This is a genomic window from Streptomyces sp. B21-083 (assembly GCF_036898825.1).
Taxonomy (GTDB): domain Bacteria; phylum Actinomycetota; class Actinomycetes; order Streptomycetales; family Streptomycetaceae; genus Streptomyces.
The window spans coordinates 223,673-236,917 of record NZ_JARUND010000001.1 but is presented as its reverse complement, the minus strand read 5'-3'; the positions used below and the strand labels follow the sequence as shown (position 1 = coordinate 236,917).

Below are 13,245 nucleotides of genomic sequence, written 5' to 3'. Positions count from 1 at the left end.
CAACGCCCATCCGATGTAGCGGGCGCACCTGCGGTCGTCGCCTGGGCCGTGCGCTCCGGGACCGCCCATCCGCGGGCGGAACCCCGCCCCGCCCGCCGACTACCTCAACGGCACCAGAATCGGGGTGCTGATTAGGCTCGGCGACGGGTGGGGCGGGAAGGTGAACGTCGGGCTGATCAGTGGCGGGGGCGACCCGAGGGGCCAGATGGTCTGCGCACTGGGAAGTGGGGACGGCGTCGGATCGGCGCGGGGCGGGTAGATGACGGTGTGGACGAAGAGGCTGGCAACCACGACCAGGGACATTCCGATCAGGTTGGTCTTGATCAGGAAGCGCAGAAGCGCCCTGTTGAACTCAGGCGGTTTCACCGACATCGTGGCGTCGGCCTGCGTGGAGACTGCGGCGCTGGCCGGGCGCATGGAGTCCTGCAAGTCCTCGACCAGCTCGGGAAGGTCGCGCAGAAGCCCTGCGGCGGGCGCGCGCGTGATCAAGGTCGGCCGGTAGGCGCTGTTCGGATCGTCGTCGGGGCACAGTGCCGCCAGCCGGACCGCAAGCGGCGGGTGACTGCCGAGTCCGTCCTCGGAGACGACGCTCGGGGCGAGGGATCCCTGTCCCCCTGTGGGGGCGTGTGCCGCCAAATCGGCGATCCGGCTCGCGAAGGTCCGGAACACGCCTTCAGGCAGCGTCAGCGCGGGCGGTGACGCGAGGCCGCATTCGCCAGCCGGTGCCGTGGACCGGTCCGGGTTCTCGGTGAGGTCGGCCCACAGCGGGGTGAGGGCGTGTACGGTCCGCAGGGCCTGCGCGAACGTGTGCGCCCCGGCGATCCGGGCCGCTGCCGAGTCCGCTTCGAGCTCCTGACTGCGCCGCACGGCCAAGGTTTGGCGCAGGTACGCATCGTTGTACGCCCTGGTGAGTTTCAGGAGCAGCCGTACCGGCGGTTTGGCGCTGGTCCGATCGCTCTCCAGGAACTCCATGTAGCGGACGGCGCGTTCCAGCGCGACGCTGCCGCGGTGGCTGACGGCGGCCAGCCGGGTGTGCCTCCCCGCGTAGTGCCCCAGTTCATGGCAGAGGACGGCTCGCAACTCGTCCTCGCCGAGTCCGAGGAGGAGAGGTAGACCCAGATCCAGGGTACGAGGGCCTCCGATGAGGCCCAGCAGTTTGGCACGCTCTCTGGCGCACGCGTTGACGGTGTCGGTCAGGCAAATCGTGGCGGGCACGGCGGTGTCCAGCTCACCGGCGAGCCGCCGGGTCATGGTCCACAGGTCGGGCTGGCCTTGCGGGGTCAGCTCGATCCGGGGTCCCTCGGTCACGCCGGCGGACGCCTTGCCGAGCAGCCCGTACGCCAAGGTGGAGACAGGGACCAGGGTGAGGTTGCCGAGCAGGGCGAGATGCCAGGATCTGGCGGTCAGGAGGATGATGAGGAGGAGGAGCTGGACGGCCAGGACGGCGACGGCGAGCAGGTGGACCCCGGCCAGCAAGGCGCAGCCGAGCAGGGCGCGCGACGTGGTCGACCGCAGTTTCGTCCGCCTCATGTGCGCCCCGGGCCCCGGCGCCGCCGCCCGGCCAGGTCCGCTCGGGCCTGCTCCGGTGCTTGCTCCTCCTCCAAGGCCGAGCAGAGCCAGGACTCCGTGGCGTTCAGAGCCGCGGCAAGGCGGTCTCCGGGTGCGGGTCCGCCGGTGCCCACCAGCGGCACCTCGCCCAGAGGGTCGGTAGTCGGGTCAAGGCCGAGCATGCGCCGGAGATTGCGACGCCCCTTGTGGACGTTCACCCGCGCTGTGGATGCCGCGATGCCCAGGTCGTCGGCGATCTCCTGGTCGGTCATGGCGTAGAGGCTGAACATGACCAGTACCATCCGCTGGCGCGGCGGCAGCGCGGACATTGCGGTCAGGACCAGCCGGGCCTGCGCCGTCTCGTCCGGCAGTGCCTGGCGGGGGAGTGTCACGTCCAGTGCCGCGCGCTTCGCCTTGAGGCGCAGCCGCAGAGCGCGCCATAGCTTCCTGCGCATCACCAGGTTCACCCATGCCTTCGGCTGTTCGTAGCGGCTGATGCTGTCCCAGTTCTCCAGGGCCGCGAGAAAGGCGTCCTGGACAGCGTCCTCCGCGTCCTGGCGGTTGCCGCACAGCATGACCGCGCGGGCCAGCAGGGCCGGCCGGTGCGTCGTGAAGAACGCGTCGAAGTCGGCGGGATCGCGTCCGTCGCCACCCCCGGGTGCGGGTTCCTGTGCACCGGTGCGCACGCTGTCCGTCCCACTGCTCATCGAGCTTCCCCTTCCCGGCCGCTCGAGGCGGTCAGGCCATCGCCCCGCACAGTCAGGACGCCCCCGTCCGGGCGGCGGTCCTCCACCTGGACTGTGTGGCCCGCCAGGCGCAGCGCGGCAAGCACGAGCCGGTCCCGTTCGCGTTCACGGGTCAACTCGCGCCGCCAGGAAACAACTTGGCAGGCGACTTTGACCGTAGCGGCCAGCACCGCCAGCACCACCGATTCCCACATACCCGACCCCGTCCCTCGCCGACCCCGTAACGTCAGCAGGTCCCCTGCCGACTGCATCACCGCTGAACACCCCCTACCGGCCGCCGCGTTTACCCGCCGAGCGAACATTTTCTGCGGGGTGGCCTCGGCGGTGGCCCGTGGCACCGGCCGGCCGCAAGGCAGAGCTGCGCCACTACCAGCGCCGTGGGCTTGCCTGGCTCCACCATCTGACCGTCGGTTGGCACTGTAACGTTGGCTGACCGGTGGGATGATCTTCGGGTTGATCGCGCTGGAGGGGGCTGTCTGTGGGGTCCGTGTCGCTGTCGTACAAGGGGCACCGGTACCCGGTCGAGGTCATCTCCCACTGTGTATGGCTGTACTTCTGCTTCCCGCTCAGCTTCCGCGAGGTCGAAGAGCTGATGCTCGAGCGCGGGATCGTCGTTTCCTACGAGACGGTCCGCCGCTGGTGCGCCAAGTTCGGGCAGGCCCGCCAACGCGCTGCGCCGCTGGCAGCCTAGGCCCGGTGACAAGTGGCACCTGGACGAGGTCTTCATCAAGATCAACGGCGAGCAGCAGTACCTGTGGCGGGCCGTCGACTAGGACGGCAACGTGCTCGACATCCTGGTGCAGAACCGCCGGGACAAGGCCGCGGCCAGGCGTTTCTTCCGCCGCCTGATGAAGAGGACGGGTGCGGTGCCGCGGGTGGTCGTCACCGACAAGCTCCGCTCCTACGGCGCGGCCCACCGCGAGGTCATGCCCCGCGTCGAACACCGTCAGTCGAAGTACCTGAACAACCGGGCCGAGAACAGCCACCAGCCAACCAGGCAGCTCGAACGGGCGATGAAAGGCTTCCGCTCCGCGGGCGGGGCCCAGCGTTTTCTTGTCCGCGTTCAGCGGCATCTCGCCCCACTTCCGGCCCCGCCGCCATCTGATGCCCGCTGCCGTCCACCGAGCCGAGATGACCGTCCGCTTCGCAATCTGGGACCAGATCACCGGCGTCGCCGGCCTTGCCACCGCGGCCTGAGCACAGCCCGGAACCGGGCTCCACCACGCCGTGACGCACCATCAGACGCCTACCCACCCAACAACGTGACAGCGCCCATCGAGGGCTTCAAATCAGTCCGTGAGCGCCGCCAGATCGTGGGTGTTGTCCCGGGCGGGGGTTGGATGACGGAGTGGCAGGACCCGAGCGAGGGCACTTCGTTCGCTGATCCGGTGGTGGGCTGGGCGGTGTACTCCGACGGAGAAGCCAGAGCTATCGACACCGACTCCTCCGGCGAAGCCATGCCGTTGTCTCCGAACGTGAAAGACCGGCGGACCTACCACCCGGGTCAGATCTCGGGCACGCCGCTGCCCAGCGAGAAGACACCGGGTGCAGCGGCAGAAGATAGCTGATCACCTGAGTCCTTGGTACCCATGCTTGGCCCGCCGGAATGGTGGTTGCTGAGTTCAACGGCGGGCTGGCCTGGAGCGCGTGGACGCCGACAATGTCGCCGTGTCGGAGCTGATCGAGTGGCGCGACAGTCGGCCGGAGGCAGCCGGGTGACAGGCCGAGGCCGCTACTCCAACCGGTTGCCTCGCAGTCGCCGCCAGGCTCGTGTTGTGCCACGGAGGTACGGCAACGCCGCCCGGCTGACGCACCTCGCGGACCGGTTGCGCGGTATGCCAGCGCGGGTCTGGCGGTAGCGGCAGTTCCGCCGGATGGTGGCGGGATGGGGAAGCGGGAGACGCCAGAGGAAGTGGTCCGCCGGGTAGGGCGGGACGCCTTCGGGTTTCTGGCGGTGGCGGGATTCACCGGCCCCTCCGACATCGAGGGCGGCCTGAACTACGACGGTCACGGTCTGTTGATCAGCGTCTACCACTACTACTGGGTCCACGAATCCGTAGTGGTGGTGTTCGTGGACGTCCTGGACGACCCCGGTCCCAGGGCCCACGCCGCCGTCGAGCAGTTTTATGCCGAGTGCGGCCTCGGCGCCATCAACCATCTGCCCGGTACCGCCTACGGTCCCCGGCTGACGGCGGTTCGCGTCCGGGCGTTCGCCGCTGCCGTGCGTGCCTTGCTGCCGTTTCTCCTTGCCCCCGACCGTGCCGCACTCGTCCGCAGGGCATCGACCCGTCACTGACCCTCAAGCGTCCGAACAGACCACACAGCGGCGCTTTGTCCGCACTGCCGGGCGACTGCTCGCGCGTTGTGAATGGGTGCGGTGCTGGCATTGGATGGGCGTCAGCAAGGACGGGACGGCTGTCCCTGCTCACGTTGCGCAGCGGTAGTGATCATGGCTGTCACCGGGTGACCAATGCTGCTGCCGTCGGGTGCCAATCGCGAGGATGGCTGGCTGCCATGGGGGTGCCTGTTCACACTGCCCCACGACCGCGACAGCCAGCCCACCGGCCTTTACGCCAACAGTGCCCCCGCCGAAGGCGTCGACCCCCGCACCCTCGAACCCCGCGTCAAGGGCTACAAGACCGAACCCTCCGAAGGCGGCCCGCCCTTAATGGCCATGCAGGAGTTGGAGATAACGCTCCCGCTGTAAGCCCTCGCGCACCTCAACGACCTCTTCCAGAACGGCAGCTGAACGACGGGCCTTCGGCGTTGTTTGCGAACACGTCAATGTGGCTCTGGCAAGACTTTCGCAGGCGGAGATCATCTGGGTGTCGTGGTCGGTCGGCCCAGACTGCTAGTAGGAGGCGGGCCTGCGCCGCGACTCACGGTGGCTACGGCCACGTCATTTGGGACCACCGAGGCGTCTCGAAGCGGCCCTGATCTGTGAAGATCGCCTCCCGTGAAGGTGGCGTGGTTTGTACGCCCAGCGTCGTCCCGCGCCGGACCACGCCGACGCAACGTTGGTCAGCGGCGCTAGCGGCGCGGCAGCAGACGGCGCCGGGGTGAAGCGCGGTCACCGCTTGAGGAGGCGTGACCTCCGATCAGCTCCCGAAGAGCGCTGCCACCGACGCGATGATGACCAGGGCGGGTTGCGCGATGTCCGCGCTGCTGGCCAGCAGTTCGCGGAGGCGGTCCATGCGGGTACGGACGGCGGGCACGTCCGGTTCGGGTTCGCTGGTGAGGCGAGCCAGGTCGTGTACCGTGCCGGCCGCCTCGTCGCGCTGGTCGTCGGACAAGGTCCTGCTGGACAGAACCAGTTCGAGGAGCCGGGTCAGATCATCACCGCCCGCGCTCGGCCCGTACGTGTTCTGGAAGTCGCGAATCACCGTGTCCTTCGGGCGGTTGACGAACGTGGTCTTCTCGCCCTGGAAGATGAAGTTCTCCGACACCGCTGCTCCTGACGTGACGACGACTCGGCAGTTGACGAACGTATGGGCGTGATCCGCGCGGGACGACTGTACGGTGCTCAGTCGGCCCTTGATGGCATCCGCCGCCGCGCGTACGCGCGCGAACGCCTCGGCGTCGGCGGCCCGTCCCGTGGTGGCGAGGATACCCAGTACGTCCTGGGGCGACGGCTTGGGCCTGGTGGGCAGCGGCTTGCGCCACCACTCGGGATCTTGCCGCTGGATTTCGGCGAACCACTCCTCAAACCGCTCATGAGCCACGGTCTCCTCTGCGCGCATCTCCGCATGGATGCTGGGAGCAGAGGTGTCGCGCATGGCGCGGAGTGCTGTCGCGATACCACCGAACAGAGAGCGGAAGGAGCCGACCGAGACGTCCTCGATGCGGAACACGACCTTCTCCGCCTCGGCCGGTGACCCTCCGGTCGGCTGGAAGAACACCAGACACGGCAGGAGCGTGTGGTCGAGCCCCATGAAGTCGGCGATCTCGTAGGCGCCTTGGCGGTCGTAGGGCCGCCAGTTCAGCCACCTCATCATGGCCAACGTCCGGTACAGCTCCGGTTCCAGGTGCCCCCGCCAGTACCTCTTGGCCGTACTCCAGTCAGTGGGCCGCTCGACGACGAACACCCGGGTCGCCGGGCCGGAGAGGGCGTTCAGATCGTCGAAATGCGTACGGACGTAGGCCGCCAGTTCCGTGTCGGCATCGGTGTACAGCAACACGCCCCACAGACGCGGGCCACCGTCCGGCGGGAGAACCCCCTCGGCGAGTTCAAGCCTGCGGATCAGCGCGGCCGAGTCCTTGATGGGGGCGAGCCTGTACAGCTCCTCTTGAGGATGCTCAACGCACAGCACCAGCGGGTCGTCCTCGGCCAGGCCGAGGTCGGCGATGCGCTGGTCGGCCGGTAGCTTCTCGCTGGTCACGGCATCGTCGAGCCACATGTCCAACGGCTTTGTCGGCCAGCGTGAGACCTTCGTTGCACGTGCTTCGGCGAAGGCCGCCTGCATGAGCTCGCCGACCGTCGCGCACTCCGGCACGGAAACGTCGATCATCATCCCGTCAACGTGCCGGCCAAGGGCCCGCCAGCGTTCCGTACCCGGCTCGGCGAATGGCCCGTCATCAGCGAACAGTCTGTTGTACGCCTCGTCGCCCGGTCGCCACCGATGATCGGCAATGTCCCCCTCGGTAACATAGATCTTCAAGCGCAACAGCCGCCCCCTCGATACCAGTTCGTCCTACCGAGTATGGGCAACGCGGGCCCCGCGGCAGCGACTTTCACCCGATCGAGTGAGGAGGAGTTCGTCCAGCCTGGGGCACGCAGTGCGCACCGGCGCCCGATCCCGGGGGCTCCCGGAGCTTGGCTGCGGCGTGCTCTTCCGGCTCCAGCAAGGCGCCTCCGCGGGCCCCAATCGATGTCACCGACCGACACGGCGGCGACGTCTATGGACACGCTGCCAGAGGGACAGCCGGTCGTTGGTGAGGAGGGACGGGCACCTGCCCATCCGTCGACAGTGACGCCGGGCCAGCGGTTGCACGGCAGTTGCAGGGGCTCGGCCGCAGCACTTGCTCAGGGGGCCTCCTCGTGCATTGAAGGGAGGAGCCCCGGGCCCTCAGCCAGCGGCGACACAGTGAGTCTATGGGTGATATCGGATGACGGAGGTGTGCGATCTCTATCCCAGGTACCACCGTGCGGCCGTGGCGTACTGCTCGACCGTCACGGTCGGCGCGCCTGGCTGATACCCCCTCTGTGCGCCAAGCCGTCCATGCTTCGGGATCGCGCTACGCGGCGCTGGCGGAAGTAGACCTTCAGTCGGGAAGCCGCTGTTGCCTGGGCGGTGCCAGGTGCAATCTCTTACCTTCCCGTCCTCTTGCAGGCATTTGATCAGCCACGGCTCGTCGTATTCAGTAAGGCTGTACTGCACCACCCATCCATTACCGACAGGTGTGTACTGCTCGATGGTCTCGTACCGGTTGTGTCGGCTGGCGAACCGGTACTTACGCCGCTTGACCTGCTCGTAGTCGTAGACCGTCTCCGGCTGCACCCCGTGCTTGCGCATCAGCTCGATGAACCCGCGCGCTGCTTCTGCCCCTGTGGCGAACAACTCGGCCCGCCGTCGATCCTCGGCCTCCTGTGCCGCCCTCTCCTCGTCCCGCTGTTTCCGCATCGCGCGCTCGATGCCATCCGACGAAGACATGTTGCCTCCTCACCCACCCGTCCCCTGAGAGCAGCCACTGGCTGCGCAACAAGCCTACGGAGACAGGCCGGACGGCACGGCGCCGTTGACCACGTACACGAGGCTCCTCCGGTGCAGCGTGTGAGTGAACGCTCACGCCCTGCGCGGCCACGCCGGGTCCGAACAGGGGCCGCCTGGTCAGCGTTTGATGCGGTTACGGACGGCCAGGACAGCCAGGCCCAGAAGAACGGGCTCGGTCAGGCGCGATGCCATCTCGATGTAGGTGCCAGTGGTGGTCAGGTCCTGGCCGGAGGAGCGGAAGACCACGGATTCGAGTGTGACGGTCAGGGCTTTTCGAAGCGTTCGCCGGTGAACCTGTCCTCTGTGGGTTTTGAGGGTCAGCTTTGTCGATCTCGAAGGTGACCTTGCCTCCGCTGGGTGGCACGATGCCGGTCGCTTCCTGCTTCGGGTCGGCTTCCGGGAGTCCGAAGCCCATCAGCAGCACGATGGTGACGAGCATGGTGGCGGCGAGCCAGTACAGGGCGCGGGAGGCGCGCAGGCCATAGCCAGACAGCATCCAGTAGCCGTGCAACAGTCCGCGTTCGGCGCGCGTGGTGCCGGTGCGGTCGTGGCGGCGCATCTCCATCTCGCCGTAGTAGAAGTCCGCCGCGCCAGGCTCGTTCTTGCTGTCTTCGTACGCCTTGCGCGCTGCCCACTCCCGGCAGCGGGCGCCGTTCCCTGGCCCTGAGCAAGGCCAAGCTGAAACCTCGCCGCCTTCACGATGGCCGCGGGCGCGACGTTCGGCTTCATCCAGACCGGCTGCGACGCTCCCACTGCGGCCAGTGTCTCCCTGTCCTGCACCCTCGTGGCCGAGCGGCTCGTCTCCGGGATGACGTCCCGTAAGCCGGATCCCGCGACCGCTAAGGAAGCCGGCACCCAGGAGACGCAGGGCTGACCGCGCCCGGGGTGGGGGAGGCAGGTCGCCTCCCCCACCCCAGTGCAGCGGGGCCCGAAGGGAGAACCGCCATGAACCGAAAGGATCCCGGCCGGCCGACCACGCAGGTCGACCCGAGCAAGGGTGCACTCGAACAGCTCGTCGTGGACCTGCTGCGGCTGCGCAAGTACAAGGGGCTGACACTGGAGCAGTTCGCCGGCGTGTCCGGTCTGTCACGGGCGACGCTCTCGGCCGCGACGCAGGGCACGAAATGCCCGTCCTGGGACACCATGAAGTGCTACCTGCGCGCGGTCGGCGAGGATCCCTCCGCCTGGCGCCCGCGTTGGGAGATGATCGCCGATGCCAAGCAGCGGGAGGCAGCCGGACTGCCCGACGCCCCCGAGCAGAGGGCAGCGGTCAAGAGGATGCTGCCCTCCGAGGTGATGACCGTCCACGCGTTCGCCGTAGCCCTGCGTCAGCTGAAGGTGTGGCAGCACAACCCGACCTACCAGAAGATCGCGAACGTATCCCTGCGGCACAACCTGGCCGTACGCCAGACAACGATCTGCAACGTCTTCCGGGGGACGAAGCTCCCCACGGAGAACGCCCTCATCGGAGTACTCGTCGGTATGGGACTCTCGCCGAAGGACCCGGAGTTCTCCGCGTGGCTGGAGAAACGCCGCGAGCTTGAGGCCGCTCGTGTCGAGAGCACCCTGGAGCCTCCGCACAACAACGACGACACCTCGAGGAAGGGCGGCTTCACCCCCTTGCACAAGAAGCGGATCCCCATCCCGAGGCGGCGGCCGTACGGCACCCGCAACCGACTGCACCGCCGCCGGAAACAGATCATGCCCTGAGACACGAAGACGAGGGGCCGGCGGTGATTCCGCCGGCCCCTCGTCTTCGTGTCGGCATGTGAACGGACCGACGGTCGCGGGGGCCCTCGCGGCAACGCGGCCACCCACGACGTTGTCCCGAAGTCGAATGGGGAGCCCACAGACAGACGGGATGCCTCAGTGCTTGGCACGTGAGGCGACACCCAGAATCGGTCGTACGCGCACGAGTGACAACCGTGATTGAGACGCCTGCGGCGTAATGCCCGGAGAGTCGTAGCGCTGACCTGCGAAGTCCGCGCATGTGAAGGTCTGGATCCGCGGCGTCCAGGGTGAGACAGGGGCGGGCCTATAACCCGGCGTAGTCCCTGGCCGGGTCAGAGCCCCTTCCAGGGTGCGTCAACATCGTGATGGGCCACTCGCATGGGTGACGGCAACCGCTCGTGCGCAGAGGCCAGTTGGGGAGCCCGAACAGACACCGAACGGGAGAAAATCATGTCTCACACCGTCCATGCCGCCTGCGTGGTGCCCGGCGACCGGCCACTGACCGGTCCCGAGGCGACCATCGTCGTGGTTGTCCTGGTCCTGGCCGTGCTGCTCGCCCTCGCGGGGATGCCGGCCTTGTCCGTCCTGGTCCTGCTCGCCGAGGCGACGGACACGGGCTTGCGCCTGGTCCGCCGGGCGCGCTCCGGCAAGCGGGTCGCGGCGGAGGGCTGACCGATGGGACGACGGGAGAACCCCATCGCCCCGTGCGACCGGGAGCTGGAGAAACTGACCCGCTGCCTGCGCGGCCATCGCGGCCAGGCGGGCCTGAACTACAAGGAGCTCGCCGCGCGATCCGGATGCAGCGCCTCGACGCTGATCCGTGCCGCGTCCGGCGAGCAGGTGCCGAAGCTGAAGACGGTTCGGGCCTACGCCGTGGCCTGCGGCGCCGACCCCGGTGAGGCAGAGCGGCTGTGGAAACGCGCCCGCTACCGGGCCGTCCGCGGCTGCGGGGAGCTTGTTCCGCACTCTCGGTATGTACGGAACTTCGCGGAACTGCGCGCGGCGCTGGTCGACCTCTACCAGAAGGACGGAGCCCGGCCGTACCGCGAACTGGAGGCCGCCAGCGAGGGCATCCTGGCCCACGCCACCGTCGGCCGCTTCCTCCGCCAGGAAGGCGGGCGCCCCACCCGCGAGTTCGTCCTGGCGTTCGCCCAGACCTGCGGAGCGAAAGGGATGGCGCTCCGTGAGTGGGAACAGGCCTGGGAAAGGGCCGAGGAGCATCGGCCGGGCGGTACGTCCAAGGTCGTCGCCCGGCGCAGTGTCTCCGAGGTCGTTCTTGCGGACGGCACCCCGGTGTACTTCCGCTCAGATCCTGCGCGCACCCCCGACGGACAGGAGGTCCGGCGCATCACCCCCACTGGGGCAAGGTCGGAAAGCCACGTGTCCCGGGCGTACCCGGCGATGTCCAACGCCTGCGCCGTCTGTGCGTCCGGGTCGCAATTGTTCTCCGCGTTGCCTCCGGCCGACCTGGAGGCTGCCCGGAGCGTGCTCCGCATGCAGCCACCGACCCGGTCCCGGCAGACCGTGCGGCGGACCTCCCTGGTGCCTGGGACCGCTGATGTCAGCGGGACTGGTGGTGCGGGAGCGAGGCGGGCGCCTTCACGCCTGGCGGTGAAAGTCCGGGGCGGCGTTGGGAGCTTCGACGGTGCTCCGGCCGTCGCGCGGCGTCCCTGACGAAGCTGCAGTTCACGGCTGGTTGGTCCCGTTAGCCCTAACGGGACCAACCAGCGGTCAGCGCGGTCCTGGCCCGGCGCGGCGGAGGCGCTGTCGTCCCGTCCGTCGTCGCGCTGCATGTAGCCGAGCGTGGAGCGGGAGTGGCGGGCCCAGCCGCCCCGGTCGGCGATGGCGCTTCCGTCGCGGCCGTTGAGGCGGGCGACGGAAGCCAGGCCGATGCGCAGCCAGTGCCCGGTCCAGGTGATGGGCACACCGGTTCAGGTTCCGGGGTGCCGCTTCCGGCCCGCGGCTGCCGTGAAGGCGGGGGCTGTTACTCACTTTCGGGTGACGGCTTGCACGGTGCCCGGTGGCGTGGTGTGGCGGCTGCGGGGGCGGGGGTCAACTCCTGCACGGGTGCGGGATTGTGCCGGGTCGTCAACCTCGGTCATCAGCGGCATACATGGTTGAGGCAGGTGAGAGTCACAGGAATATGGGCAACTGGTAACACAGTCCATGTTTTCTACTCAAGTTCTGCACGGGGTGGGCAGGGTGTGATGGCGTCCCGCTTGATGGTGTAGGCGATCAACCGGAGCTGGTGTTCGGGGTGTTGGGGAGCTCGTGGGTGGTGTTCCCGGCGCTTTCGCCGGCGTAGACGGCGGCCATGCTGCCTTCGGAGAGGTAGCGGCGGGGAAACGCGATCCACTCGTCATGCATCTCGCTGAGCACCGCGGTGACCAGCCGCTTGAGGGCGGCGGGGTTGGGGAAGACCTGGACGACGTCGGTGCGGCGCTTGATCTCGCGGTTGATTCGCTCCAGTGGATTCGATGACTGGATCTTTTTCCAGTGGGCGGCGGGGAAGCCCGCGAAGGCGGTGAGGTCCTCCTTGGCGTCGAGAAGCATCTGTTTGACCTTGGGAAACTGCTGGCCGAGCATGTCGGCGACCTGATCGAGCTGGTGGTAGACGGCATCGGCGTTCGGCTGGATGAAGATCGTGCGGATGGTCGCCGCAACCATCTCACCGGACCCCTTGGGGATCACCGAGAACACGTTTCGCAGGAAATGGACACGACAACGCTGCCAGGTGGCGCCGAGCATGACCTTGCGGATCGCGGCGACCAGGCCGCTGTGACTGTCGGAGATGACCAGGCGGACCCCGTTCAGACCACGTGCCCGCAGCGAGCGCAGGAATTCGCTCCAGGACACCTCGCTCTCGGTGTCTCCGACCGTGACGCCCAGGACTTCACGGCCGCCGTCCTCGGTGATGCCCGTGGCGATGATGACGGCCTGGGAGACGATCCGGTGGTTCACGCGCACCTTGCAGTACGTCGCGTCGAGATAGATGTAGGGGAAGCGGGTGTGATCCAGCGGCCGGTCACGGAAGATGCCGAGCTCTTCGTCCAGGTCGCCGCAGATGCGTGAGACTTCGCTCTTGGAGATGCCGCTGTCCGCGCCGAGCGCCTTGACCAGGTCGTCGACGGCGCGGGTGGAGACGCCGTGGACGTATGCCTCCATGATGACCGCGTAGAGGGCCTGGTCGATGCGGCGCCGACGTTCCAGCAGGCTGGGGAAGAAGGTCCCGCTGCGGAGCTTGGGGATGGCCAGGTCCAGGTCGCCGGCCTGGCTGGTCAGGGTCTTGTCGCGGTGACCGTTGCGGAAGTTGGTGCGGTCCTCGGTGTGCTCGTTCCACTGGGCGCCGATCCGGCCGCTGAGCTCGGCCTCGATCAACTCCTGCAGCATCCGCTCCGCGATATGCCGCACGAGCTCCAGCCCGTCCGCCGTACGTAGTGACTCCAGCAGGCGTTGTAGGTCAGACTGGGACAAGGCCATCGGGCACCTCCACGGTTGAACGGGCAGTT

General features: G+C 68.1%; 12 protein-coding genes and 3 pseudogenes. 8 read left to right on the top strand and 7 right to left on the bottom strand.

All coding sequences use genetic code 11. The features are described from left to right. Positions 1-99: 99 nt before the first annotated feature. Genes QA861_RS01100 through QA861_RS01090 form a run of 3 tightly spaced genes read right to left on the bottom strand, consistent with a single transcriptional unit; the run spans position 100 to position 2,488 of the window. On the bottom strand, positions 100-1,530 hold the full coding sequence (locus tag QA861_RS01100; protein WP_334586284.1) for a M48 family metallopeptidase: 1,431 nt from the start codon (positions 1,528-1,530) through the stop codon (positions 100-102). Next, positions 1,527-2,255 carry an RNA polymerase sigma factor gene (locus QA861_RS01095; protein WP_334586283.1) on the bottom strand — a complete coding sequence of 243 codons (729 nt, stop codon included), beginning with the start codon at positions 2,253-2,255 and terminating at the stop codon, positions 1,527-1,529. Before QA861_RS01095 ends, QA861_RS01100 begins: the two co-directional genes overlap by 4 nt. Further along, positions 2,252-2,488 (bottom strand): hypothetical protein, encoded by a 237-nt coding sequence (locus QA861_RS01090; protein WP_334586282.1) that lies wholly within the window; start codon positions 2,486-2,488, stop codon positions 2,252-2,254. Before QA861_RS01090 ends, QA861_RS01095 begins: the two co-directional genes overlap by 4 nt. Positions 2,489-2,772: 284 nt before the next feature. Between QA861_RS01090 and QA861_RS01085 the strand changes: the two are divergent. The 4 genes and pseudogenes from QA861_RS01085 to QA861_RS01070 all read left to right on the top strand — a co-directional run. Next, positions 2,773-3,491, top strand: a pseudogene (locus tag QA861_RS01085) (IS6 family transposase). A 143-nt stretch (positions 3,492-3,634) separates the two neighbouring features. Next, a complete protein-coding gene (locus tag QA861_RS01080) occupies positions 3,635-3,862 on the top strand; it encodes a hypothetical protein (protein ID WP_334586281.1) in 228 nt (75 codons plus the stop codon). 317 nt (positions 3,863-4,179) lie between these two features. Further along, the gene (locus QA861_RS01075) at positions 4,180-4,590 is read left to right on the top strand and encodes a hypothetical protein (protein WP_334586280.1); all 411 of its coding nucleotides are present in this window, start codon (positions 4,180-4,182) and stop codon (positions 4,588-4,590) included. A 234-nt stretch (positions 4,591-4,824) separates the two neighbouring features. Continuing rightward, positions 4,825-5,001 (top strand): annotated as a pseudogene (locus QA861_RS01070) (DUF6009 family protein); the annotation flags it as partial. 391 nt (positions 5,002-5,392) lie between these two features. Here QA861_RS01070 and QA861_RS01065 read toward each other — a convergent pair. The 3 genes and pseudogenes from QA861_RS01065 to QA861_RS01055 form a co-directional block, all read right to left on the bottom strand. Continuing rightward, entirely contained in the window at positions 5,393-6,805 is a 1,413-nt protein-coding gene (locus QA861_RS01065; RefSeq protein ID WP_334586279.1) for a hypothetical protein, read from the bottom strand. 615 nt (positions 6,806-7,420) lie between these two features. Further along, the gene (locus tag QA861_RS01060) at positions 7,421-7,945 is read right to left on the bottom strand and encodes a hypothetical protein (protein ID WP_334586278.1); all 525 of its coding nucleotides are present in this window, start codon (positions 7,943-7,945) and stop codon (positions 7,421-7,423) included. 177 nt (positions 7,946-8,122) lie between these two features. Beyond that, positions 8,123-8,636: pseudogene (locus QA861_RS01055) on the bottom strand (pentapeptide repeat-containing protein); the annotation flags it as partial. A gap of 69 nt (positions 8,637-8,705) precedes the next feature. Here QA861_RS01055 and QA861_RS01050 point away from each other — a divergent pair. The 4 genes from QA861_RS01050 (at position 8,706) to QA861_RS01035 (ending at position 11,410) form a co-directional block, all read left to right on the top strand. Further along, positions 8,706-8,879, top strand: a complete 174-nt coding sequence (locus QA861_RS01050; protein ID WP_334590678.1) for a hypothetical protein — start codon at positions 8,706-8,708, stop codon at positions 8,877-8,879. A gap of 71 nt (positions 8,880-8,950) precedes the next feature. Next, the gene (locus tag QA861_RS01045; RefSeq protein WP_334586277.1) at positions 8,951-9,715 is read left to right on the top strand and encodes a helix-turn-helix domain-containing protein; all 765 of its coding nucleotides are present in this window, start codon (positions 8,951-8,953) and stop codon (positions 9,713-9,715) included. Positions 9,716-10,186: 471 nt separating this feature from the next. Then, a complete protein-coding gene (locus QA861_RS01040) occupies positions 10,187-10,408 on the top strand; it encodes a hypothetical protein (protein WP_334586276.1) in 222 nt (73 codons plus the stop codon). A gap of 3 nt (positions 10,409-10,411) precedes the next feature. Then, positions 10,412-11,410 carry a helix-turn-helix domain-containing protein gene (locus QA861_RS01035; protein ID WP_334586275.1) on the top strand — a complete coding sequence of 333 codons (999 nt, stop codon included), beginning with the start codon at positions 10,412-10,414 and terminating at the stop codon, positions 11,408-11,410. A 561-nt stretch (positions 11,411-11,971) separates the two neighbouring features. Here QA861_RS01035 and QA861_RS01030 read toward each other — a convergent pair. Then, complete coding sequence (locus QA861_RS01030) at positions 11,972-13,216, bottom strand: IS256 family transposase (RefSeq protein ID WP_334586274.1); 1,245 nt, start codon at positions 13,214-13,216, stop codon at positions 11,972-11,974. Between the last annotated feature and the right edge of the window lie 29 nt (positions 13,217-13,245).

What these genes read in the sequence shown, in the direction of transcription:
- QA861_RS01100 (WP_334586284.1), bottom strand. Translation starts at nt 1,530, where the DNA reads ATGAGGCGGACGAAACTGCGGTCGACCACGTCGCGCGCCCTGCTCGGC.
- QA861_RS01095 (WP_334586283.1), bottom strand. Translation starts at nt 2,255, where the DNA reads ATGAGCAGTGGGACGGACAGCGTGCGCACCGGTGCACAGGAACCCGCA.
- QA861_RS01090 (WP_334586282.1), bottom strand. Translation starts at nt 2,488, where the DNA reads ATGTGGGAATCGGTGGTGCTGGCGGTGCTGGCCGCTACGGTCAAAGTC.
- QA861_RS01080 (WP_334586281.1), top strand. Translation starts at nt 3,635, where the DNA reads ATGACGGAGTGGCAGGACCCGAGCGAGGGCACTTCGTTCGCTGATCCG.
- QA861_RS01075 (WP_334586280.1), top strand. Translation starts at nt 4,180, where the DNA reads ATGGGGAAGCGGGAGACGCCAGAGGAAGTGGTCCGCCGGGTAGGGCGG.
- QA861_RS01065 (WP_334586279.1), bottom strand. Translation starts at nt 6,805, where the DNA reads ATGATGATCGACGTTTCCGTGCCGGAGTGCGCGACGGTCGGCGAGCTC.
- QA861_RS01060 (WP_334586278.1), bottom strand. Translation starts at nt 7,945, where the DNA reads ATGTCTTCGTCGGATGGCATCGAGCGCGCGATGCGGAAACAGCGGGAC.
- QA861_RS01050 (WP_334590678.1), top strand. Translation starts at nt 8,706, where the DNA reads ATGGCCGCGGGCGCGACGTTCGGCTTCATCCAGACCGGCTGCGACGCT.
- QA861_RS01045 (WP_334586277.1), top strand. Translation starts at nt 8,951, where the DNA reads ATGAACCGAAAGGATCCCGGCCGGCCGACCACGCAGGTCGACCCGAGC.
- QA861_RS01040 (WP_334586276.1), top strand. Translation starts at nt 10,187, where the DNA reads ATGTCTCACACCGTCCATGCCGCCTGCGTGGTGCCCGGCGACCGGCCA.
- QA861_RS01035 (WP_334586275.1), top strand. Translation starts at nt 10,412, where the DNA reads ATGGGACGACGGGAGAACCCCATCGCCCCGTGCGACCGGGAGCTGGAG.
- QA861_RS01030 (WP_334586274.1), bottom strand. Translation starts at nt 13,216, where the DNA reads ATGGCCTTGTCCCAGTCTGACCTACAACGCCTGCTGGAGTCACTACGT.